Origin of the sequence: Blautia caccae (assembly GCF_040095955.1) — a bacterium.
Lineage (GTDB): Bacteria > Bacillota > Clostridia > Lachnospirales > Lachnospiraceae > Blautia > Blautia celeris.
In genome coordinates this window covers 1-23,222 of record NZ_JBBMFP010000040.1, presented here as the reverse complement: position 1 = coordinate 23,222, position 23,222 = coordinate 1, and the positions used below count along the sequence as shown (strand labels likewise).

Annotated in this window: 25 protein-coding genes and 1 tRNA gene; 25 read left to right on the top strand and 1 reads right to left on the bottom strand. The window is 44.9% G+C overall.

Annotated features, from left to right (window positions below; genetic code table 11):
- Positions 1-3: 3 nt before the first annotated feature.
- Positions 4-75 (top strand) — tRNA-Ile (locus WMO65_RS25325).
- Positions 76-130: 55 nt separating this feature from the next.
- Here WMO65_RS25325 and WMO65_RS25320 read toward each other — a convergent pair.
- Positions 131-256 (bottom strand): hypothetical protein, encoded by a 126-nt coding sequence (locus WMO65_RS25320; RefSeq protein WP_279232584.1) that lies wholly within the window; start codon positions 254-256, stop codon positions 131-133.
- 58 nt (positions 257-314) lie between these two features.
- Here WMO65_RS25320 and WMO65_RS25315 point away from each other — a divergent pair, with 58 nt between their 5' ends.
- The 24 genes from WMO65_RS25315 (at position 315) to WMO65_RS25200 (ending at position 23,147) form a co-directional block, all read left to right on the top strand.
- Positions 315-638 carry a hypothetical protein gene (locus tag WMO65_RS25315; protein WP_349064768.1) on the top strand — a complete coding sequence of 108 codons (324 nt, stop codon included), beginning with the start codon at positions 315-317 and terminating at the stop codon, positions 636-638.
- A gap of 86 nt (positions 639-724) precedes the next feature.
- Positions 725-958 carry a LexA family protein gene (locus WMO65_RS25310; RefSeq protein ID WP_349064767.1) on the top strand — a complete coding sequence of 78 codons (234 nt, stop codon included), beginning with the start codon at positions 725-727 and terminating at the stop codon, positions 956-958.
- Positions 959-969: 11 nt separating this feature from the next.
- Positions 970-1,473 (top strand): transposase, encoded by a 504-nt coding sequence (locus WMO65_RS25305; RefSeq protein ID WP_349064765.1) that lies wholly within the window; start codon positions 970-972, stop codon positions 1,471-1,473.
- Positions 1,470-2,675: a PBSX family phage terminase large subunit gene (locus WMO65_RS25300; protein ID WP_256170810.1), complete on the top strand. Its 1,206-nt coding sequence runs from the start codon at positions 1,470-1,472 to the stop codon at positions 2,673-2,675. Before WMO65_RS25305 ends, WMO65_RS25300 begins: the two co-directional genes overlap by 4 nt.
- Position 2,676: 1 nt before the next feature.
- A complete protein-coding gene (locus WMO65_RS25295; protein WP_256170824.1) occupies positions 2,677-4,143 on the top strand; it encodes a phage portal protein in 1,467 nt (488 codons plus the stop codon).
- Positions 4,144-5,055 (top strand): structural protein, encoded by a 912-nt coding sequence (locus WMO65_RS25290; RefSeq protein WP_256170809.1) that lies wholly within the window; start codon positions 4,144-4,146, stop codon positions 5,053-5,055.
- A gap of 129 nt (positions 5,056-5,184) precedes the next feature.
- Positions 5,185-5,772 carry a phage scaffolding protein gene (locus WMO65_RS25285; protein ID WP_349064763.1) on the top strand — a complete coding sequence of 196 codons (588 nt, stop codon included), beginning with the start codon at positions 5,185-5,187 and terminating at the stop codon, positions 5,770-5,772.
- A 14-nt stretch (positions 5,773-5,786) separates the two neighbouring features.
- Positions 5,787-6,794: a major capsid protein gene (locus tag WMO65_RS25280; protein ID WP_349064761.1), complete on the top strand. Its 1,008-nt coding sequence runs from the start codon at positions 5,787-5,789 to the stop codon at positions 6,792-6,794.
- 11 nt (positions 6,795-6,805) lie between these two features.
- Positions 6,806-7,060, top strand: a complete 255-nt coding sequence (locus WMO65_RS25275) for a hypothetical protein (RefSeq protein WP_349064759.1) — start codon at positions 6,806-6,808, stop codon at positions 7,058-7,060.
- A gap of 4 nt (positions 7,061-7,064) precedes the next feature.
- Positions 7,065-7,412, top strand: coding sequence for a phage head closure protein (locus tag WMO65_RS25270; RefSeq protein WP_349064757.1), 348 nt, complete (start codon positions 7,065-7,067; stop codon positions 7,410-7,412).
- On the top strand, positions 7,412-7,753 hold the full coding sequence (locus WMO65_RS25265; RefSeq protein ID WP_349064755.1) for a hypothetical protein: 342 nt from the start codon (positions 7,412-7,414) through the stop codon (positions 7,751-7,753). The genes WMO65_RS25270 and WMO65_RS25265 overlap by 1 nt, the downstream gene beginning before the upstream one ends.
- Entirely contained in the window at positions 7,750-8,103 is a 354-nt protein-coding gene (locus WMO65_RS25260) for a hypothetical protein (protein ID WP_349064753.1), read from the top strand. The genes WMO65_RS25265 and WMO65_RS25260 overlap by 4 nt, the downstream gene beginning before the upstream one ends.
- Before the next feature lie 14 nt (positions 8,104-8,117).
- Complete coding sequence (locus WMO65_RS25255; RefSeq protein WP_256170801.1) at positions 8,118-8,687, top strand: hypothetical protein; 570 nt, start codon at positions 8,118-8,120, stop codon at positions 8,685-8,687.
- A gap of 9 nt (positions 8,688-8,696) precedes the next feature.
- Positions 8,697-9,131: an esterase gene (locus WMO65_RS25250; protein WP_256170800.1), complete on the top strand. Its 435-nt coding sequence runs from the start codon at positions 8,697-8,699 to the stop codon at positions 9,129-9,131.
- A 152-nt stretch (positions 9,132-9,283) separates the two neighbouring features.
- Positions 9,284-14,059, top strand: a complete 4,776-nt coding sequence (locus WMO65_RS25245; protein ID WP_349064751.1) for a phage tail tape measure protein — start codon at positions 9,284-9,286, stop codon at positions 14,057-14,059.
- A 45-nt stretch (positions 14,060-14,104) separates the two neighbouring features.
- A complete protein-coding gene (locus tag WMO65_RS25240) occupies positions 14,105-14,677 on the top strand; it encodes a hypothetical protein (protein WP_349064749.1) in 573 nt (190 codons plus the stop codon).
- A gap of 61 nt (positions 14,678-14,738) precedes the next feature.
- Positions 14,739-15,458: a phage tail family protein gene (locus WMO65_RS25235; protein ID WP_256170795.1), complete on the top strand. Its 720-nt coding sequence runs from the start codon at positions 14,739-14,741 to the stop codon at positions 15,456-15,458.
- Entirely contained in the window at positions 15,397-18,921 is a 3,525-nt protein-coding gene (locus tag WMO65_RS25230; protein ID WP_349064748.1) for a phage tail spike protein, read from the top strand. The genes WMO65_RS25235 and WMO65_RS25230 overlap by 62 nt, the downstream gene beginning before the upstream one ends.
- A 1-nt stretch (position 18,922) precedes the next feature.
- Positions 18,923-19,213 carry a hypothetical protein gene (locus WMO65_RS25225; protein WP_256170791.1) on the top strand — a complete coding sequence of 97 codons (291 nt, stop codon included), beginning with the start codon at positions 18,923-18,925 and terminating at the stop codon, positions 19,211-19,213.
- Entirely contained in the window at positions 19,191-20,852 is a 1,662-nt protein-coding gene (locus tag WMO65_RS25220) for a hypothetical protein (RefSeq protein ID WP_349064746.1), read from the top strand. The genes WMO65_RS25225 and WMO65_RS25220 overlap by 23 nt, the downstream gene beginning before the upstream one ends.
- 16 nt (positions 20,853-20,868) lie before the next feature.
- Complete coding sequence (locus WMO65_RS25215) at positions 20,869-22,011, top strand: DUF6273 domain-containing protein (protein WP_349064744.1); 1,143 nt, start codon at positions 20,869-20,871, stop codon at positions 22,009-22,011.
- Positions 22,012-22,038: 27 nt separating this feature from the next.
- Positions 22,039-22,524, top strand: coding sequence for a phage tail assembly chaperone (locus tag WMO65_RS25210; protein WP_349064742.1), 486 nt, complete (start codon positions 22,039-22,041; stop codon positions 22,522-22,524).
- 75 nt (positions 22,525-22,599) lie between these two features.
- Positions 22,600-22,851: a hypothetical protein gene (locus tag WMO65_RS25205; protein WP_349064740.1), complete on the top strand. Its 252-nt coding sequence runs from the start codon at positions 22,600-22,602 to the stop codon at positions 22,849-22,851.
- A gap of 2 nt (positions 22,852-22,853) precedes the next feature.
- Entirely contained in the window at positions 22,854-23,147 is a 294-nt protein-coding gene (locus WMO65_RS25200) for a phage holin family protein (RefSeq protein WP_181014631.1), read from the top strand.
- Positions 23,148-23,222: the final 75 nt, after the last annotated feature.

The following is a 23,222-nucleotide window of genomic DNA, read 5'->3' as shown; positions in this document are numbered from 1 at the left end:
TATGGGTATATAGCTCAGAGGGAGAGCGGCGGCCTTATAAGGCGTGTGCCGCCGGTTCGATCCCGGCTATGCCTATTTCGTGACAGATTCCATTATGTTGTGAGATGTGCCGCACCAAAACAGTTAATAGTTACTTGGGTTTATGCCGTTTGTAAGGATCTACTTTAGTACCATCTTCCCGGGTATAGCCTTTAACCTTTACAGTCATAGGACCACGGCGAGGCGGTTTTTCACTGCATTTACCTTTATCTGCCATAAAATCACCTTCTCTTTTGTGGTGCGGCACAAGAAAATTATATCATGGAGGGGACAAAATGCAAATCGAAATATTGGGAACAGAGTATTCCATAGAGCGCAAGAAAATATCAGATGATATTCTGTTAGAAAAGAAGGATGGCTATTGTGACAGCACAACCAAAAGTATTGTCACATGTATGCTAAAACCGGAATATGGGAGCTCAGTAGACGTAGAACCAGAAGAAAAACGGATTCTGCGGCACGAGATCATTCACGGGTTCCTATATGAGAGCGGGTTAGACGCAAATAGCAATTGGGGCACTGATGAAGAGTTGGTAGACTGGATCGCGCTTCAGTTTCCGAAGATGCTAAAGGTATTCCAGGAGGCAAAATGTATTTAGTAGATTAACTGGAAAATCTATCCATTTGACACTATGAAACGTATGTTCTATAATTAGCATAAGAACAAATGTTTGGAGATGATAAAATGAATACCGGACCTACAAAACGGCAGATGGACGTGTATAACTTCATCGTTGCTTATATAACAAAAAATATGTATTCCCCGTCTGTAAGAGACATCTGTAAGGCAATAGGGATTAGCTCCACATCAACAGTATGGAAGCATCTGGAGGCGTTAAAGCGTTGGGGACTGATTGATTATAAGCCAGCACAGACGAGGAGTATAGTATTAAAGGGTTATAAACTGGTAAAAGAGTAAGAGGCACTTCGGTGTCTCTTTTTGTATGCAGAAAAGAGGTGAGCCTTACGGCTAAAGGAAAATATGAATACTGGTTGACGCCGGAAGGCTTGCTTTTGCTGGAAGGATGGGCCAGAGATGGTCTGATAGATGAACAAATAGCTGAGAACATGGGTATAGTACCTTCTACTCTGTATCGGTGGAAAAATGAACACGAGGAGATTTCGGAGGCCCTAAAAAAGGGGAAAGAGGTAGTGGACCGGCAGGTAGAGAATGCTTTACTTAAACGGGCATTGGGATATTCTTATGAAGAAGTAACTAAAAAGATATGCGAAAATCCAGAAACGGGTAATCTGGAAATGAAAATAACCAAGAAGGTAAAAAAAGAAGTGGTACCAGATACAACGGCACAAATCTTCTGGTTGAAGAACCGCAGGCCGGATAAGTGGAGAGATAAGCATGAGGTAAATGGTAATTCAGGTGAGAAAGCTGTAGAAAAGTACATAAGAGCTATAGAGGAGGATATGAGGAAGTGAGTATAAATCAGCTCTACAGTCCGAAGCAACAATCCGTCCTTAAATTTGCCATGAACAATGATTATTTCATGCTTATCAATCACGGAGCGAAGCGTTCTGGTAAAACCGTTCTGGACAATGATCTATTTCTCTATGAGCTGTTGCGGGTGAGACGGATAGCAGAATCCCTGGGAGTTGCCTTACCACAATATATCCTTGCTGGTTCCGATTTAGGAGCTATCAACAGGAATATCCTGAATGAGCTGACAAATAAGTACGGGTTGGAATTTCAATTTGACAGGTTCAATAGATTCAAATTATTTGGTGTACAGGTGTGCTGCTTCGGACACAGCAAAATAAATGATTTGACTAGGATTCGTGGTATGACTGCCTATGGCGCTTATATCAATGAGGCCACAGTATCAAACCAGGAGGTTTTCAATGAGATTAAATCCAGATGCTCAGGAGACGGTGCCCGTCTGATAATAGATACAAATCCCGACAGCCCCTCACACTGGCTGAAAAAGGATTATATAGACAATGCGGACGGATTTACAATACATGCGGAACAGTGGAAGCTCACAGATAATACATTCACGACAGAGAGGTACAGACGCAGTATCATGGAAACTACACCATCCGGTATGTTTTATGACAGGGACATCAACGGGGCATGGGTAGCGGCGGCCGGTATTATATATCCGGATTTTGACCGTAATGTGCACTATATATCAAAAGAACGGGTGCCGCAGATAGTAAGGCATTGGGTTGGGGTAGACTTTGGATGGGAGCACCCAGGATGTTTCTTGTTGTTTGGCGAGGGAACGGATGGAAACATCTATATACTAAAAGAGTGGACAGCCAAATATCGTTCCATTGATGATTGGATAAAGATAGGCCAGGAATTGACGGATAAATATGGATACATAAACTTTTATTGTGATTCTGCCCGACCTGATCTAATTTATGAGATGAGGAAAGAAGGACTGAGGGCTATAAAAGCAATAAAGGATGTGATCGCAGGGATTGCAGAGGTGGCGACGTTGTTTAAGACACGTCGTCTTTTTGCTGTTCGGGAAGAGGTGGAAGAGTTTGACAACGAGATTGACACCTATGCATGGAAAGAGGGAGAAGAAGCTCCGGTAAAAGAAATGGATGACGTGATGGATGCTATGAGATACGGAATATACAGTGATAAAAAATATGGAGAAAGGGGTGAGTGATATGGGTTTTATGGATTTACCAATTTTCATATTAAATGAATTATCTTCTGGGCCATACGGACCGTATGTAACGCAACGGTTAGCCGAGGTACAGAAATGGTATGAGATATATGAGGAAGGCGCTGAATTCAGCATTGAAGATGTGGGCGAAGACAGCGAGGAAAAGAAGTTCAGTCCTACAGAGCTGAGATCAAAGAAAATTAAGCGCCTTATCAATAAGCAGGCTGAATTTATGGTAGGTAAACCGCCGGATATAAAAGTGACATGCCCAGATGAAGAAAAGACAGATGACGGAAAACCGAATGAAACGGCGATGCAGGAATATCTGAAAGAGGTATTGAAGAAGTGCCTATGGTCTGGGAAATTGTTAAAGGGGGCAAAAGATTGCTTTATTGGGGGCAAGGTTGCGATCAAGGTAAATGTTACCCCTGACAAACTGGGAATCATGTTTGTACCTGCGGATGGATTTCTGTACGAGACAGAACCAGATGATATAGACGTAATCAGCAAAGTAATCCTATTTTACTGTGTGACTCCTGATGATGAGGACAAAACACGGCAACGATGGTGGAGGCAACGCTATCGCATGGAGAATGGTAAGTGTTATGTAGCCGAAAGTCTTCATGACGGATACGGGGAACTGATAGAAGGATATAAGATTGAGGACCGTGACACTGGCCTGGACAGAATCCCAGTATATGTGATTGTTAATGACGGGGTATCGGGAGATATGGATGGAGATTCCGACGTGGAAATGATCCAGGATGAGGACTCATGGTACAGTAAGATGCGTTCTGCTAACCTGGACACCGTAAGAAAAACCATGAATGCAATTACATGGGTAAGTGGAGCAAAACCAGAGGCCATTAAGAAACTGGTGAATGAGCCGGGTGTTGTATGGGATCTACAGGCGGACCCCGTTCTTGACGGTAAAACGCCAACGACAGGGACTATAGAGAATAGCTTCAGCTATGGCGATACGTATAAAGATACTTTGGCTAACATCAATGAAAACATGCATGACAGCCTGGGAATCCCAGATTTAAGCCTGGAAAAGACACAGGGGTTAATGACATCCGGTAAGGGACTAAAGATGCTATATTGGCCTCTTATATGCCGTTGCGAGGCAAAATGGATGGCATGGAAACCGGCGCTTGAATGGCTGGCTGAATTACTGCTGTATGCTGCCGAAGTGTTCCCTGGACTTAAAACCATATATGGAGATTTTCAGCATGCGGAACACATCATTACCATTGAAAACCAGTATCCGCTACCAGAGGATGAGGCAGAAGAGAGGGCGCTTGACCTGCAGGAAGTAGGCACAGGACGGTCCATCAAATCATACCTGAAAGAATGGGGCGGGCCGGACCACAAAGGAATGACCGATGAAGATGCCGATTCAGAAATCGAGCAAATGGTGAAAGAAAAGAGGATGCTGGAAGAAAGCTTCCCCGGAGGGGTGATGTAATTGCCATACGGACATATACGGCAATACCTGGAACTGGCAGAAGAATCACAGCGTAAGCGGATAGAGATAACAGAGAGCCAGCGGCGGCAGATAGCGAAGCTGTACAGCGATATAGCAAAGGAGTTCGGGCATGAGCTGCACAAGCATGATAAAACTACCTTGACTTACAGATGGATGAAGGACTATGCAAAAGCCCTCAAATCCCGAAGTAGAGAGTTGTACAACGAATTGCAAGGCCTTGTAAAGAAAGGGATACTGGATACTGCAGAGGCCGTAACACAGTCAGAGGTGGCGTTCTGGTCATCCTTGGATAAGAGCGTGTCAGAACGTTTTAAAGACGTTTTTTCCACGATACCGCAGGAATGCGCAGATGAGCTTATGAGCGGCGGCATATACAAGGACTTCACTGGACTGTCAGAACGGCTATGGAACTATAAGAAACAATTTGACACAGATATAGGATATATCATCCAGAGGGGGATAATTGAACAGAAGTCCGCCCTGGAATTATCGCGTGATCTGGAAATGTATTTGAAACCAGAGGCCAGAAAGCCCTGGGAATGGAAAAAAGTATATCCAAAAAGTAAAGAAGTCGTAGATTACTGCGCACAGCGGCTCTCCCGTACATCAATCACACATGCATATCAAATGGCATTCGTGAGGAGTACGGAAGATAATCCATTCATTGTAAAATACCAGTGGCATAGCTCAAATAATGCGAAAAGAACATGTGACTTGTGCAGAGAGCGTGACGGAAAAACTTTTGAAAAGTACAATGTACCGCTGGACCACCCAAACGGAATGTGTGTCATTACAGCAGTGATTACGAAATCATATGATGAAATCGCAGACGAGCTGACAGCCTGGGCAAAAGGCGCGAGCAATCCGGCGCTTGATAAATGGTTGAAGTAATAAAAAATAATATGCCTGGAGAAAACCGGGCTTTTATTATGCAAAAATGACCGGTCCGAAGTCGTTAAACTACGGGACGGCGGAGGTTGCGGAACCTCGTTAAACACGTGTAGCCGGGAAAGGAGATATATGGACAGGAAATTTTTAGAGGGCCTGGGCCTTGAAAAAGACGTCATTGACAAGGTGCTGGACCAGAATGGCGCTGAGATCACAGCGCTTAAAACGCAGCTCACCACAAAGGACACGGAGATCAAGACGTTGAGAGCCGACCTTATCACTGCAAATAACAGGATTGGTGAGCTGGAGAAGGTAGATGTGGAAGATCTGGAGCGGCAGCTTACAGAGGAGCGGGAAGGCAGAGCGAAGGACAAGAAAGAATTCGAACTGCGTGTCCTGCTGTCAAAGGAAGGATGTACAGACACAGACTATCTGCTGTATAAGCTGGGCGACGGTGTAGAGTTTGATGACAAGGGTGAAGTAAAAGACCCTGAGAACTTTATGAAATCCGTCAAAGAACAGTATGCTGGGCAGTTCCAGGAAGTGCAGCCTGGAGGGACGGGCAATCCTTCTAATTTTCCGCGGAAACGTACTGAAGTTACTCCGCCGGAGAAGAACCCGTACACAGAAAAGGGATGGAACCTCACAGAACAGATGATGATGGAGGTCAACGATCCTGAGAAAGCAAAGAGATTAAAAGCAGAGGCAAATGTAGAATAAGGAGGAATTAGAGAATGGCAATTACAAGTATTGCGGATATGCAGATCGTGCCGAGTAAGTTCGCACAGTATATTATTGACAGAACAACGGAAAAGTCCACTCTTGTTAGAAGTGGTATTGTAACATCTGACCCGACAGTATCACAGGTAATCAGTGGCATGCCCAAAGGCGGGAATTTTATCACCATGCCGTATTACAATCCGTTAACCGGAGAAGATGAGGTGTTCGGCGAGGAGGAGATCGGTGTTGACAAGATCACAACCGATAACGAGGTAGCTACGCTGCTGATCCGTCAGAAAGCATGGGGTGACACAGACTTATCTAAAGTATTTGGAGGAAGTGACCCTATGAGCGCTATTATCAATCTTTCTGCCGATTGGTGGAATGAAAGAGAACAGGCTATCATGTTGTCAATCCTGAAAGGTATTCTGGACCCGTCTAAAGGCGCGCTGAAAGCGCATGTGTTGGATGTATCAGCGGCCGCGGGAACTGACTGTATCATTGGTGTGGATAATACACTTGATGCTAAACAGCTCATGGGAGATGCGTTTGACAAGCTGGGTATGGTGTTTATGCACTCTGCCACTTACACACAGCTCCAGAAACAGCAGAATATTGAAACGGAGTATGACGCTACGCTGAAGATCAAGATTGATTATTATCTTGGATATCAGGTCATCGTGGATGATGGTATGCCGTATGACACAACAAATAAGACTTACATGACATACTTCCTGGGCAAAGGAGTGTTCGCAAGAAATGACGGTATGCCGATGGGACTGATCGGCGTGGAGACAGACAGAAACAAGATGAAAGCTGAGAATGTACTGATTAACCGTCGTGCGCTGGTAATGCATCCGCTTGGCGTGTCATGGAACCCGGCTGCGGTACCGTCCAACGGTAAGAAGTATGCAAACAATGCTGATCTGGAAAAACCTGCAAACTGGATCTTGAAAAAGCAGCTTAAAAACATCCCAATTGTTGCGCTGAAACATAAGCTTGCGGCAAACGCAACAGCATAAGGAGGTCATACATGGATGCTATTGAGAAACTGCGCGTAATCCTGAGGGAAAATGACGTGCCATTTTTTACCGATGATGAACTGACTATGCAGTTAGAGCGCGCTGGGAATGACATTGATCTTGCGGCGTACCATTGCCTTATTATTAAGGCAGAAGAATGCTCCTTGAATGTGTCTGGACTGTCTATAGCAGATACACATGCATACTGGCTTCGGCTTGCATCCATGTACCGCCCGAACTGTACAACTGTAAGAAAAGGCGGGTGATAGGATGGCATTTGAGCTACAGATGCATCAAATATGCAGAGTATTGGAACGGCATGGACAGCAATGTTCTTTTTCCCGTGAGATTGAAAACAAATTCCATGAGAAGGCGTGGGAGGAAGGCTGGCTGAAATGCCGTGGCCTTTTCCATGAAGCGAATGGGTTTCTGAACGTATCACTGGTTGAGGCAGGCAAAGTGAGGACACAGAAGGAGCCAAAACTATTGATTCGGTATACGAAAGATGTCAATAAGAACGATAAGGTTACTGTTGATGGAGCTACATATAAAGTGATAGGCATAGATGACCTGGGAAACCTGCACCTGTGCCTTGATTTATCTCTGGAGGCGGTCTGATGTTCGATTTTGATGAAATGTACAGAGAGCTTGGGAGAATGCCACAGAGGGCGGAGAAAGCGCTTGTAGCCTATGGTAAGACAGTAGCGGCAGACCTGCAGAGAAAAGCGCAGGAGGAGAGACCCTGGACAGACAGGACAGCTCATGCCCGGCAGCGGATGAAAGGATACTGCAAAGTAACGGATACCGGCATACGGATATACCTTGCACATGGAGTTAATTACGGTGCGCAGCTGGAATTCGGACACGAGGAAAAATATGCCATCATATATCCTACGCTTAAGAAAGAGGCACCGGCGGTCATTAAGAGCTGCTGGAAAATGATAGGGGGCATGAAATGACCTGGGAAGAGATTTTTCTGCATTTGACAGGCGGAGGGTTCGACGTCTACTCGATGGGACAGCATGAAGGGAAATGCACAGATCCTTATATCGTACTCAAAAGCGAGGGGAGCCGATTAGAATACAGCGTAGAAGGACAGCGGTACAAACTGCTGTTGTATTATCCTGCGGCGAGATATAGCCAGTTTGCTGGATATATAGATGCGGTACAAGGCTGTATGAACAGTTTGTATCCTCACGTAAAATTGGTGGATGACCAGCAGCCGCATTACCTGGATGACGATGTGGAGGCATATACAGCAGGTCTGTATTATCAGTCCCCACGGGTGAGCAAAGTAAATAGATTATAAAGGAGAGATAAGATATGGCAGGAGCAACGCCGAAAAGAGGAACAGAAAAGGCTACGATTGATTGTTGTATGATCGTAGTTACAACAAAAGAGACCACCCCGAAATGCATTGCGATCACATCCGGCACAAAGCTGGGGGTAGAACCGCAGCTTGAAACTACGGATGCAGTAAAATGCATGATTAAAGGAGTATTAAAAGCGCAGAAACCCGAGAAAAAGACATTGACAGGGCATACGCTTACACTTACAGATAATCTGACCATCCTGGAACTTATTGAGATTTTACAGGGTGGTACGATCACAAAGGATGAACAGCAGAAGATTACGGGGTATACGCCGCCGGTATCTGGTGAAGATTATACACCGGTAGAATTTACACTTGATGCATATTCCGCACAGATGTCCGGATCTGCGATCACAGGATATGAGAAAACATCTTATCCGGGATGTACCGGACAGCCGGCGGGTCTGAACTCCGAAGATGATGTGTTCCGGGCAACAGAATATACCATCAATTCCAGCCCGGCGAATGGGGAACCGCCGTATACAATCGAATACGTGGACAAACTGCCGACAATCTCATAAGGAGGATATATGGCAACGAAAATTGAAGAGATAAAAAAGATAGCGGGAGGCTCCGAAGTGGAGCTTCCCGGTTTTACGTCAGAGTCAGAACCGCTTGTTGTTGTGCTCAAAAGGCCGTCTATCATGCAGCTTGCACAGAAGGGAGATATTCCGAACCCGTTGCTGGGCGTGGCATCTGAGCTGTTTAAAAATGGCGTTAACAAGGCAATGGATAACGGAGAGAGAATGAAAGAGTTGGGCGAAGTCCTGACCATCGTAGCAGAAGCGTCTATGGTGGAACCGAGCTACAGCGAACTGGAGGAAGCCGGTATCAACCTTACAGACCAGCAGCTCCTCTACATATACAATTACACACAGACGGGGGTAGATTCCCTCAAAGTGTTTCGTAAAATCGAAAAATCTAAACAGGATACTAAACCTGTCGGGAAGAAGAAAGCCCAGTGAGATAATGGGCATAGACGATGAATATACAGCCTTCTGTTTTGACGAGGCTTGTAACTATATTTTAAACCGTATACGGGATGGAGAAACACCGGTATATGAGGTAGAGACAAACAGCATGAGTGATTTCTACGCAAGGTTAGGAGTGTGATGGTATGGAAGATTTTGGTGTAGCAAAAGGTTATATAGAGCTTGATATATCGAACATGAAATCTTCGGTATCCAGCGCACAGAAAGAACTGGAGAAGATCGAGCGCAGCGGGAAACTGGCCCAGTCAGAATTTGATAAGCTGGAGGCGGTCAGTAAAGGGACCGGATCTGCTTTTGAGGAGGCTGCAAACCGGGCAAATATCCTGTCAAGATACATCTCTACGGCAAAGGATAAGACCACTGTATATAAAAAGGAGATAGATGGATTAAACACCATTATCAAGCAATCTGGGGAAGAACAGGCAAAGTTAAAGACCAAGATTGAGAACACGTCCAGCCAGTATGAAAAGTCAAAAGAAAAGCTCAACAGCATTTCTGATGCGTATAAAGCTGCACAGAAGGAGATAAAGACTGTTACTGATGAATACAAGGCTGCGCAGAAGGAAATAAAGGCTGTCACTGATGAATACGGGAAGAACAGTGACGAGGCCAAAGAAGTAGCAGAAAAGCATAAAGAAGTAGCAGATAAGTATAAAGAAGTAACAGAAAAGCATAAAGAAATCATCAGCTCATACGAGAAAGCCGCTGATGCGACAGACAAATACCGCAATGAGCTTGAACAGCTAAAATCCGAACATAACGCTCTGGATATGGAAATAGATGAGTCCAAGGAGGCAATCATAGACTTCCAAACCAAGGTAAACGAAACGGAGACATCTATATCAAATATGGCGGTACAGCTTGCAGAGGCAAAGAGCACAGCGGTGATATTCGGGCGGGAGATGCAGGACGCAGGAGACAAGATACAGGCCGCCGGTGATAAGATAAACTCCATAGGCAGTAAGCTGACCGTCGGAGTGACTACTCCCCTTGTGGGAGCTGGTGGGGCTGCTGTCAATTTCGCTCTTCAGGCAGGCGACAGCCTTGCTAAAGTATCCACTATCGCTGACGAGACAGTTTTGAGCATGGATCAGATAAGCGCGGGTGCAATGGAAGTCTCCAATGATACGGGAGTTGCTTTTGCAGACTTTAATGAGGCATTATATCAGACTATTTCTGCCACAGGAGATACGGCAAATGCAATAGGGTATACAGAGATTGCGGCAAAGGCTGCAAAAGGCGGGTTTACGGACACTGCGACTGCGGTTGACGGACTGACCACGATCATGAACAGTTATGGTCTTTCTGGTGTGGATAATATGCAGAAAGTCTCTGATATGATGCTGATGACGCAGAACTATGGTAAGACAACATTCGGCGAATTAGCGTCCAGCATGGGGCAGGTCATTCCTATTACCTCACAGCTTGATATGAGCATAGAAGAGGTAATGTCTATCATGGCAACTCTTACTAAAAACGGTATCGGGACCAGTGAGGCGGTGACCGGACTAAAGGCGGCCCTGTCAAATATTATCAGCCCATCCACGGAGGCGGCAAAGGCGGCGGACCTTTTGGGGCTTGATTTCTCTGCATCAGCTTTGCAATCTAAAGGGATGACAGGCGTAATGGAGGATGTAAAGGCAGCACTGCAGCAAGCATCCCCAGAATTTGCGGAACTGTCTGAAAAAGTAGCAGTAAATAAATTAAGGCTGGCAGAACTGGAAGAGCAGGGAGAAAAAAGCTCTGACGAATACAAGAATCTCAAAAAAGAGACAAAAGGCATGGAGCAGAGCATGGAAACGCTCGCGCAGGCTGCGGATAGTCCAATCGGCGGATTTGCTACATTGTTCGGCTCTGTAGAGGGACTTAACTCTATGATGGTCCTTACTTCTGACACAGGTGCAAAGGATATGCAGGGCGCTATGGATGCTATGAAGGGTAGCGCCGGTGCCACAGAAGAAGCATTCGATAAAATGAATAATTCCGATATGGGGAAAATCAAAAAGGAACTGAATAAGTTAAAAAACACCGGTATAGAGGTAGGTAATAAGCTTCTGCCTATGGTGACAAAGGCTGTCGGATTTGTCGGCGATCTGGCTGAGAAGTTTAGCAAACTTTCCCCGAAAGAACAGGAGGCAATCTTAAAAGCGGCTGGCTTTGCCGCAGCCCTTGGCCCAGTTTTAAAAGTGACCGGTACAGCAACAACGGGAATTGGGAAAATGACTTCTGGCGTCGGCTCCCTGCTTGAATCATTTGGTAAATCAAAAGCGAAAGCGGATGTGCTGAAAAATGGTATGGAGGCAGTAGAAAAAGGAGCGCTGAATGCAAATTCATCCGTTGGAGGTTTTTCTGGGATACTGTCAAAATTGGGATCTCCTTTGGGAGTGGCGGCGCTTGCTACGACTGCCATTGTGGGAGTGGGTACTGCTTTTGCAATCGCCAATGAAAAGGCGAAGAAGGCTAATCTGGAAGAACACTTTGGAACCGTAAAGCTGTCTGCTGAAGAGGTGGAAGATGTTGCAAAAAGGCTGACCACTAATGACTGGACTGTGCGCCTGGATGCAGAGATAGAGGCGAGACAGAAGCTCGAAGAGTTTGAGAGTAGCATACAGACATCCATAGATGATATGAATAAGGCAGAGTGGAAAGTATCTGTAGGTATGGAACTCACAGAGGAGGAACGCGAGAACTACAAATCATCTGTGAACAACTATGTGACCAGCGTGCAGAATTACATAGAACAGCAGCATTACACTGCAAACCTTGCCATAGACGCCGTATTTGAGCCTGGAACCACATCTAACGATAATTTCAAGCAATTCTCTGATGATTTTTATAACGGCCTGTACAGCGATTTACAGGCTCTTGGTGAGAAACTGGCTGACCAGGTTAATAATGCCTGGGAAGATAATGTGATGACTGATGAAGAGATGAACGCTATCAGTCGTACGAGGGAGGAGATACAAAAAGAGCTTGATAAGATCGCGAAAGCGGAGTATCAGCTTAAATTGGAGAACATTCAGGCAAGTGCCAATACAGGAACCGGACTGACAGCGGAAAGCTTTAAGACTGTTCAGAAAGAAATCACTAAAGAGATTGGGAAAAGAAGAGATGAAATAGAACAGACCAGAATTGACCTGCTTATTCCTTGGCAGGTAAAATTAAATGCAGGTCAAATATCACCAAAAGAATTTGAAGATGCAAAGCGCGATATTGATATCCAGGCTAATAAACAATTAGGCGAACTTTTGGTTAATACTGTCAATGTGGAAGTTGGCACAATAAAATCCAATTACTCAAAAGAGCTGGAAAAAACTACAGATAAATTCAAAAATGATTTTGAAGAATCATTTAACGATAAATTTGAAAGCGTACAATATAATAGTGGAAGTTTTGACGCTTTGTTCGAGGGTATGAAAGGTGAATTTAAAAAGGGATACGAAGAAATTGATAAAAATTCCAGGAAGAATATTAATGATATACTGGATAATATGTCTCCTGATATCGAACAAATGACACGAATTGCAGATGACTACCTAAACGCCGGGAAGATTGTGCCAGAATCAATCTCGCAGGGTCTACTGGATGTCTATCAATTGGAAGTGATGTCTGGCAACACTGAACATTTGTATCAGTTATTAGGCGCTCAGATGAGCGGTTCACCTGAATTTATGAATGCTGTCGCAGAAGCTGAAAAATCAGGAATTAAAATACCAAAAGAAATATCGGATGGTATATTTATGGCATCCGGAAAGGTATATGATGCGCAAGCGAATACATGGAAACTGCTTCAACAGGCAACGGAAGACTCAACCCCGACGATAGAAGCTCTGATGGGACAATGCGGGATATCAACAACAGATGCTTTGACCGATTCATTAATAACCAAATCTCCAGAAGTGTATGAAAGAACCGTTGAGTTGTTGTCGCAACTGGCCAATGGAACATCCATTAAAACATCCGAAGTGCAAGAATTGATGCGAGCGTTTGGAATAAACGCGTCGGATTCACTATTGAACACTCTTTCTGATAGAGCGCCATCAGTACAAGGCAAAGCCATTGAATTGTTATCAGAACTTAAAAACGCAGATAAGGCCAAACGGCCTGAAATTTTGGCACAGTTAATGGAACTGGGTGTTGCAGTAGATGATAGTATTGGAAAAGGCTTATACGATAATATAAAGGTTGTTAAGAATGAAGCTAAGAACACAATTGATGTCATAGATACTGCTACAGACACCAGAATTGGAGAGATATCCCCACAATTTGTATCCAGATTAAAAAAACTTGGCATTATGGGTATTGATGGTATGGAAGAAGTTGTAGAAAATTCAAGTTTAGACGCACCTGATATGAATGAACCTGATTGGATATATGCAGCAAGTCAAGGTTGGAATGGGATGCAAGATTTTCTGGATAGAAACCCATTAACTGCGACAATGAACTTATATACAAATAGTACAGGAGGTATCGGTGGACATGCTAACGGTGGGTTCGTTGAAACTGAACAGCTTTCATGGTTGGCAGAAGGTAATAAACCGGAAGTTGTTATTCCGCTTAGCACAAGTAAGAGGAATACGGCATTAAATCTTTATGAACAGACCGGAACAATGCTGGGAATCAGCACTTCAGAATCCGCCAGACGAAATGAAATAATGAATGATATCTCAAAAGCTATGGCGGTTCAAAGAGATGATATAAATATTACTATTAATACTCCAGAAATAGACTATAAACAGATTGCGAAAGATATAGCGAGAGAATTAGATGCTTCATTAAGGAAAAATCCAATTTCACCTGTAATAGAAATGAGGGATGGTAATATTTATGATGTAAATTATGAAATAATCGGGAGGAGAACAGCACCAGTGATTTCCAGAATTTATTCAAAAAAGCTTTAATTATAAAGCTTAATAAGGTATAATTACGATATGGAGGTATAAAGAATGAAAAGAATATTTTTATTATTGAGTGTATTGTTTTTATGCGGTTGTGGTCAAAAGGAAGAAAGTGATATACAACAGGAATTAACGGTAGAGGATTCAGTATCGGAATCCACGGATTCTGCATCAGATGCAATTGAATATTCGACGGCAGACGATAAGATATCAAATAGCATTGTTGATGAAATTACTAATCAATGCCCTGACATCAAATCTGAGGCGTATATAGCGGAAAACGGATTGAATATTATCAATGATATCAAGAGCATTAGTGATATTGAGCCTGAATTATATTTCAATTTAATGCAGAAATGTTATGAAATATTTAGTAGAGATGATACGGGATCATATCAATCGCTTACAATTTCGCTTATAGATGAATCGCATAAAAGCATATATTTGATGATTCGCAATGATGAAGGGCAATTTGAGAGTAGTTTAATGTTTTTGGATGTAGACGAAGCAATTGAAAGTAGTTTTAAGTTAAAATATCTTGAGAATAGAACATTTTCAGCTATAGATGCAGATAATAAATACAATAAAAGTTTACAGGATATATACGACAAGTATAGTTAAATAAACCACCCCGCTTGAAAATCAGGCGGGGTATTATTATGCCCGAAAGAAGGTGGTGCAATTGATTGCTTTTAACAATAATAACGACAAGCGGATAGGCGACGAGTGCTATATAGATGGCGTAGACGTATATCGTGAGTATGCGGCGGACCTGAAGGAGTTTTATATGCTACCCGGTGCCATCACTCTTGATTATACAGAGAATACTGGAGTGAGTGCATTTAATGTATATAGCAGTGCTTTGGATGGTAAAGGTGCGGTAATGGTGTTCTATGTCTGTGGAAACTCAGAAGAAGATCTGCAGGAAAACATTTCAAATCTGCTGGTAGCCTGTAGGAAATGTGTCATACAGACAACAGCAAGCCGATTTGAATACCCTGCGATCTTGACAGAATACAGTGACGATGATACAGGCGTGGAATATTACCACCTGGTAACGATGAATTTTATTGTAATCAAAAGGCTGCCGCTTGTCACACATGAGTTAACGGGGAATGGATCTGTAAAGAATTTGGGGAATGTGGAAAGCGGGATGCGGATGGAGATCACGCCAACAACGGCAACTTCATCTTTTAAGATAAATGGGATAACCGTAAAAAATTTAAAGGCAAAGGAGACGTTTATTATTGATGGAATCGAAGGGAAAGTCACCGCCGGTGGCATAAACCGCTTTTTGGATACGGATATTATAGATTTTCCGAAAATAAGACCGGGTATGAATGAAATCGTTATGTCGGCAAATATGCCGGTTAAGGTTTCATTTTACCCGGTTTTTATGTGAGGTGAATACCATGCTTAAAATATATGATGCAGGTGACAATAGTATATTGTATCCGCTCAACCTGCAAGGGAATGCATGGAGCATATGCCATAAGTATGACGGCAGGGATGTACTGACATTTGAACTCTCACCGGAACATGAATCGTACAAACATATCGCTGAAGAGGTCCGCATCACGGATGGGAATAACATCTATGCTGTAAAAAATGTGGATGAGCATGGCGGTATGGTAGTTGTGGACTGCGACATAGACCTGGATGCATGGAGAGAACGATTCTGGAAGGAATACCGAAAGACGAATGCATTACTCATAGAGGTTCTGGATGATATCAAGCCGACAGGGTGGACGATACTGGGCGCAGGCGTATTTACAAAGCGTGACACAGTGGAGGCATCCGAGGAAACTCCAATGGAATGCGTGGTATCCCTGGATATATTGACAAGGGCCTGTGAGATATATGGAGCAGTCGTTAATTATGATGTCCCTGGTAAAAAGCTATATGTGATAAACCCGGAATCTTATACAGATAGTGGCGAGTATTTTACCGACGAATTAAACCTGCGGAGCCTGGGGTTTACCGGGAACAGTGCTGATTTCGCCACAAGGCTGTATGCATATGGCAAGAAGGACGATGAAGGGATTCCCCTTACTTTTGCCGGAATCAATGGCGGGAAAGAGTATGTAGAGGATAAGACATACAGTAACCGCACGATATCTATAGGATGGAGTGATGAAAGGTATACAGTAGCATCCAGTCTTCTGCAGGCGGCAAAGGAGAAACTTAAAACCCTCGCATATCCGGTGCGCTCTTACGAATGTGATGTAAGAAACTTTAACGCTGATATGTGGCTGTATAAAATGGTCACATTGATTGACCGGCGGCGCAGAGTGCACATAAAGCACCGTGTGGTGGAATACCGGGAATATCCGAAACGGCATGATCTGGATGTTGTTACGATATCGGCCACGGCTCCACGGATAGAAAGCACCATCAAGCAGGTAAAAGAAGAGATCAAGTCTCAGGGCCAGCAACAGAAGAATTTCATGGACGAGGCGATAGACCGTGCGACTGAATCTATAACAGGTGCCAAAGGCGGAAATGTCCGCCTGAACTATGACGCAGATCATAACCCATATGAGTTTTTGGTCATGGATACTAAAGATGTAAATACCGCAAAAAATATGTGGCGGTTTAATCTTGGCGGCCTGGGGCACTCAAAAAACGGGTATAACGGCCCATATGAGCTTGCGTTAACTTCGGATGGGCAAATAAATGCCAGCCTTATAACGGTGGGAGAGTTGAATGGAGCAATCATCAAGGCAGGCAGCATACAGTCAGAAACATTATCATCAGAATATAGGCGCGCTGTTGAAAAATATAGCGAAGATAAGGCGACCGAAGCGCTGAATAACTCAAAGAAATATACAGACGGTAAACTGGAACTGTATTCCACCACAGAAGAGGTGCGGACTGCCATTATACAATCTGCCGATGACATCAAGTTAGAGGCAGAACAGAAGTATACAACTACAATGTATGTCACGCAAGTGGTGGATGAGGCAAAGACTGCCGCAATCCAAGCCGGGCAGACGGCAGCTAACGCGGCAGAATCAAATGCAAATAAATCCACAGACGAAAAACTGAAGTTGTATTCCACGACGGAAGAAATGAGATCCGCTATCAATGTGAGTGCGCAGGGTATTGAGTTGGCAGCGGCAAAAACATATGCAACTTTTGCTTATGCGGAAACAGTAGCAAACAATGCAAAAAAAGAAGCTGTGAAGGAAGGACAGAGTGCGGCGGATACGGCAGAGAAAAATGCTACAGAAGCAGGTCAGAACGCGGCAGCACAGGCTCTTGTAGATGCGAAAGCGGCGATATCTCTTGCTTCGGATGAGATCACATCCAGCGTAAAGCGGCTGGAACAGGATACCAAACATAATTACGTCGTTAATGGTGATTTTTCAGATGGCTTAAACGAATGGACGGTATCGGATGAGACAGCAATAACCCTTGTAACGGATGATGTATTGGGGAAATGTGTGAGGTTTTCAGGTACTCCGACAACGGCTTATATACGGCAGTATTGGACGAACGTAAAAGCAGGTAAATTTAAAGTCAGGTTCAAGGCCGCTGCCGAACCGGGTAGTACAGCAAAAGCAAGAGTCCGGTGTAGTTTTAATTATACATCAAAGTACACACCTATAGGAGGAATCCTTCCAGGAGAGTGGAAAGAATTTGAACTTGAATATGATGTGACAACAGATGGAAACCGCTATTTTTACATTTATGATAATGTGAGCGGCGTACCAGTATATGTCAAAGATGTAGAGCTGTTAGGAAACTATGAAAGTTATAATGAAGCACAATTGACCATCCTGAGCAATAGCATTGAGAGTAAGGTCGCACAAAATGAATTTGCGAGCTATGTAACGCAATATTATGACAAGGTGATAACGGCCTTTAATAACAGCAGTAAATATGTTCAGATCAGTGCCGGTGAGATTGCTATATACGATGGAGCCGTGAATAGTAGTAAAAAGCGTTCTGCTTTTGATGAAAGCGGCAATCATTTTTGGAGGGATGGGTATTATGTAGGGAAAATTGGTACGAATCAATGGGCAAAGAATTCAGCCCATAAAGGGCTTGTTATTGACCTGGAATATCAAGGCAAATACATGGCGCTTGCTTATCGTACGTCATCATCAGCTACGACATATACGACAATGCTATGTTTCAGCCAGGCAAATAGTATTTTTGATGAAAAAGGTTTGCATTTAGGGGCTGACCTTTACAGTGAGGGATACGACGTCAATCTGGGCAGTTATGGATGTATGACGAGCTGGAACGGTGCCATAGGCGCTCAGACGGGGTCCTTTATTGTTTGCAATACTGGTAGCAGTACAAGTTATTTTCGGGCAGAGCCGGACCGCACATATGTGCAAAAACTTGATGTAAATGCAGGAGGTGTGAACGTTTATAACGGCACGGGAGTGGATTTTTACACAGACCTGAATATGCACGGATATGACATTTACAACCAGTCAGACGAGCGTATAAAGGCCAATATCGCAGACCCAGAAGTGGATGCACTGGAAAAGCTTTTGCAAATAAATGTAAAACAGTTTGACTGGAGAACAGATGGTACCCACGTTCCGATGGGTGTGATCGCACAGCAGGTCATGCAAGTTATCCCAGAGGCAGTAACAAAGCAGGAGAATGGTTTGTACGCTGTCAGCTTTATGAAATTTGTAGCATATTTAATCCGTTCCGTACAACAGCTATACGAAATGATTAATCCGGTGAATGCCATATCACTATTGGAAAATACGGGAGTGAAAACGGTTTACACTGATGAACAAATTGAAGAGGCTGTTAAACTTGCAATGGACCCGAAACCAAAAGAGTTAGATTTCGAGAAGCCAGAACCACTAGAAATGACTATAGATATGGAGGTATAAAATGAAGAAAAAAGAAGCTCCTGAAATGAGAAAAGTACAGATTTCGACGCCTGTAGCAATCAGCAGGGCCGAAGCTGAAATCGGTGACGCCGTTATGGGAGTTGCCCGAAAGTATGGACTTACGAGCACATGGCTGGACTGTGCACTGGCGAATGTGGTTGTAAAAGTGAAAGAAATGAGGGCTTCCGAATATGCTGCGGAGTTGACGAGAATGACAATTGAAATGGATGCGATCCAGAGAGAGGCAGCCGAAAAAGAAGGTGATGAAAATGAGCGAACTGAAGATAATTAAGGATGATATCGTACTTGATTTTTACAGCAGTGGCACGGAAGTGGTCTATGCAAAACAGGGAGATACAGGCCGCGTCCTGAAGATCGCATTGAGGGAGGCAGGGAAGGAATACCAGATACCTGCCGGAGTTACCGCAAGAATTGCCTGCGGTACTTTTTGGAACGAATGTACCATTCAGGATAATAAAGTGCTGGCTCCTTTGTCATCCGATATGTTGCACAGCGGCAGGCGGCCTTGTCAGATAGAGCTTATGATGGGGGATGCAAGAGTATCAACAGCAAATTTCATCCTTTATACTGAAGCATCAGCCAGGGATGATAACGCTATTATGGGATCTAATAAATACGGTGTGCTTGATGGTCTTATTGACAAGGCATTTAATGATGCGGAACAGACCGGAAAAGATGCGGAGCAGACGGCGGCTGACAGGAAAGCTACAGGAGAGGACAGGGGGGCGGTCGCAGCGGACAGAAGGGCAGTTGAAAAAATCAATAATGATTTCACCCTCACCGCACAGCAGGCCGTAACTGACGTAAACAATGCCGGCCAGACTCAGACACAGCGTGTAAACACAGCCGGAGACACCCAGGTATCCCGTGTACAGGCAGAGGGCAGCATACAAGTCCAAAATGTCCAGGCAGCCGCCGCAGAAATAGCCGCAGATCGGGAGCAGATTCACACTAACCGGGACAATGTAGCACAGCTCCAGCGTACCACGGCAAGCGCTATCATCCGGGAGGCGGAGGGGAGCTTTCTTACCCTGGAGGACGCGGTGGAAGGCAAGGGATACCGGAAGCTGGATGTGCAGGGGATGACGGTGCAGGATGGGGTGCCGGCGCCGGAAGCGGAAGTGCCGCTGAAAAATGTAGGGGTACTGAACCCGAAGACCGGTAAGTATGAGGTGAAGGTGACAGCGTGCAAAAACAACCTGCTTGATATGACCGGAGCAAAAGGCGGTACCGCTGCGGGAATAACTACAGTCGTAAACCCAGATGGTACATTAACCAGTAATGGCACTGGTACAGGTGCGCCAGTCGCTGTATGGTTGTTAGGCAAGTATACAGCAGATATTACAGGCGATAATGTATTAATGGTGCTCCAAGCCGGTAAAACATACTATATATCAGATGTAGTATTGTTTATGGGCACAGAATATCCGGCACAATACAAATTTTTTGTTGACCCGGAAAAACATCCCGAAGGTTTTAAGGTCACAGGAGTACGCCATGCCCAAATAGACTCCGGAACGGTGCTGACAAATAAAGTCTATTATCCCCGTGTAATACTGGGAGACAAAGACACCGGCTGGGAACCCTACAAAGGCCGCACAGCCACCGTAACCTCAGACCGTCCGCTTACACAGTGGGACAAGCTTACATGCAGGGATGGCGTGTGGGGATGCTTATACGACATAGGCAAAGACACAGAGACATGGACGCCCCTCACTCCCCAGGAGCAATCCGCCATGAATGCCCTGTGCAGTTATGCCGGTACCACCCACATCTGGACAGATGACCCGCTACAGCCTGTTATCTCCCTGGAGTACACCGTGGACACAGAGACATACATCCGGGAGACATTAGGAGGGTTAAGGCTCTCTATAAATCCCAATGATATGGGACTGGACATTAATTATTAAGAAGGAGGTAGATACTATGAGTACAATTAACATTCCCCGCGAATCGACCATGCAGGAGATAGCTCAGGCGCTCAATCTCATTGCTATATCGGTCACGGGGCAGACACCGGAAGTAAGTACGTGGGCATCTGTACAGCGCATAGTTCGGAGTGGATTTGGGAAAAAAGCATTTCCTGTCGGGTCGCAATTGAGGGTGCAGCATGAAACATACGGAGAGATAATCTGGGATGTAGTAGCCCACGATTATGACAAGGACCCAAATGGTAGGATGGAACACAGTATGACTCTACTGAGCCATGATTGTGTCATCAACTCAATCCAGTTTGATAATACAGAGGCACTTTATAAAGCAGAAACAACGATGGCGGCAGGAACCTATCATTTTACGCTACTGGCAGGATACGATACCAGTTATGGAGGTGGTAAGACGCTACAGTTTACGCTTACAAAAGCCGTGCCTGCGGGCGGGGTGGTTATGTTTCCGTGGTCGTATAATACGCAGTCAACAGCCACAAAGATAAGTACATATGAGACGCAAGTAAGCACTACAGCTCTGGAGACGGTGACGGTCACAGAGGGCACCGGGGGAACGGATCTAGGAACCGCAGACGGAAAAGGAGCACTCAACCACACGCACCGCATCCGGTACGGTTCCAGTAACTGGAAGGAGTCAGCACTGAGACAGATGCTGAACAGCGATAAGGCAGTAGGAACATTTTGGACACCGCAGACAAAATATGATAGGCCGCCAACGTGGAACGCTTCAATAGCTGGATTTATGGCTGGACTGCCGGCAGACTTCCTGGAAGTGGTTGGAATCTGTTCGCACGTAACGAAGTCCAACGGCATCCACGAGGAGGCGGATGAGTTGAACAGTTCCTATGAAACACAGGACAGATTCTGGCTGGCATCATACTCAGAGGTGTTCGGAGGCATGGAGAACAATGTGGCAGACGGAACACAGTACCCATATTACAGCGGAGCACTGGCCGCTGACAGAATCAAATACAATAGCAGCGGAGCTGCTAGGTTCTGGTGGTTGCGGTCTCCGAACCCCTGGGTCACTTACTCTGTGCGCCTTGTGCGCCCTGACGGTTCTGTGGGCAGCGACTATGCGCACAGTTCCCTCGGTGCGGCGGTGGCTTGTGCAATCTACTAATTATCAAAATAAGATAGGAGGAAAGATATGGGAATAATGGTGACAGAAAGTGAAAGATTGGCGAAAATGCAGAAATTATATGAAACCACAAAGGCAGAGCAGTCCGATGTACAACAGACAGCTTATGAAACAGCAGTTAGCGAAAAAGATGTGGAAGCGGCGGCGGAAACAGCAAGGAAAATCAGAGACAAAATGTTGGCAGAGAGCGACAAAGAAGTTGTGCTTGACAGACTGGGCTTACAGGTGCCAGCCGGAAAGACATTTACTGTATGGTTAGATTTTTTAACCACACTGGGGCAAGCCTTAAATGGTGAATGGACGCGATACCGGGAGGCATTAAGAGATATACCAGAGCAGGATGGCTTCCCATTTGAGATTAAGTGGCCTGTCAAACCAAGCAAAACCCTAGTGCTGGAACCGGTTGAACCAGAGCCTACCCCAGACCCAGTAGACCCGCCGGTTGCCCCGCCGGTTGACCCGCCGATTGACCCGCCGGTTGACCCGGTAGAGTAACCGCATATGGCAGAGATAAGAGCAGGACCGGAGACGGTCTTATTTTATTGTAGAAATTAATAAGGAGAAATGCGAATGGAAACAATCATTTCAGCCTGCATCTCTGCAGGTGTAACACTGCTTGTCTGCCTGATCAGCAATCGTGGTCAGCAGGAAAAGACCAGAGCTCTGCTGGAGTATAAACTGGAGGAGCTCACAAAACGGGTAGATAAGCATAATAATGTAATAGAGCGTACATATGAGCTGGAACAGAAGCTGTGTGTGCAAGAAGAACAGATGAAGGTCGCAAATCATAGGATTGAAGACCTGGAGAAGAAAGGAAGATGATTATGGATCAGATTATGAATTATGTAAAACCAGAACTGCTGGTGTTGGCCGTGGTGCTTTATTTTGTAGGTGTGGGCATGAAGAAGACAGAGGCAATTGCAGATAAGTATATCCCGATATCTCTTGGAGGACTGGGAATCCTGCTGTGCGGTATTTGGGTGGTTGCCACCTGCCCATTGAGCGGGATGCAGGAAATCGCAATGGCAGTGTTTACAGCGATTGTCCAGGGCATACTGGTGGCTGGATTATCGACCTACGTCAACCAGGTAATTAAGCAGCATAACAAAGAGGAGTAGAGGGCGAGTGATCGCTCTCTTTTTGCGCCGGCGCAACTGCCGGGGAAAGGAGTAACACATGACAAAGACAGAGGC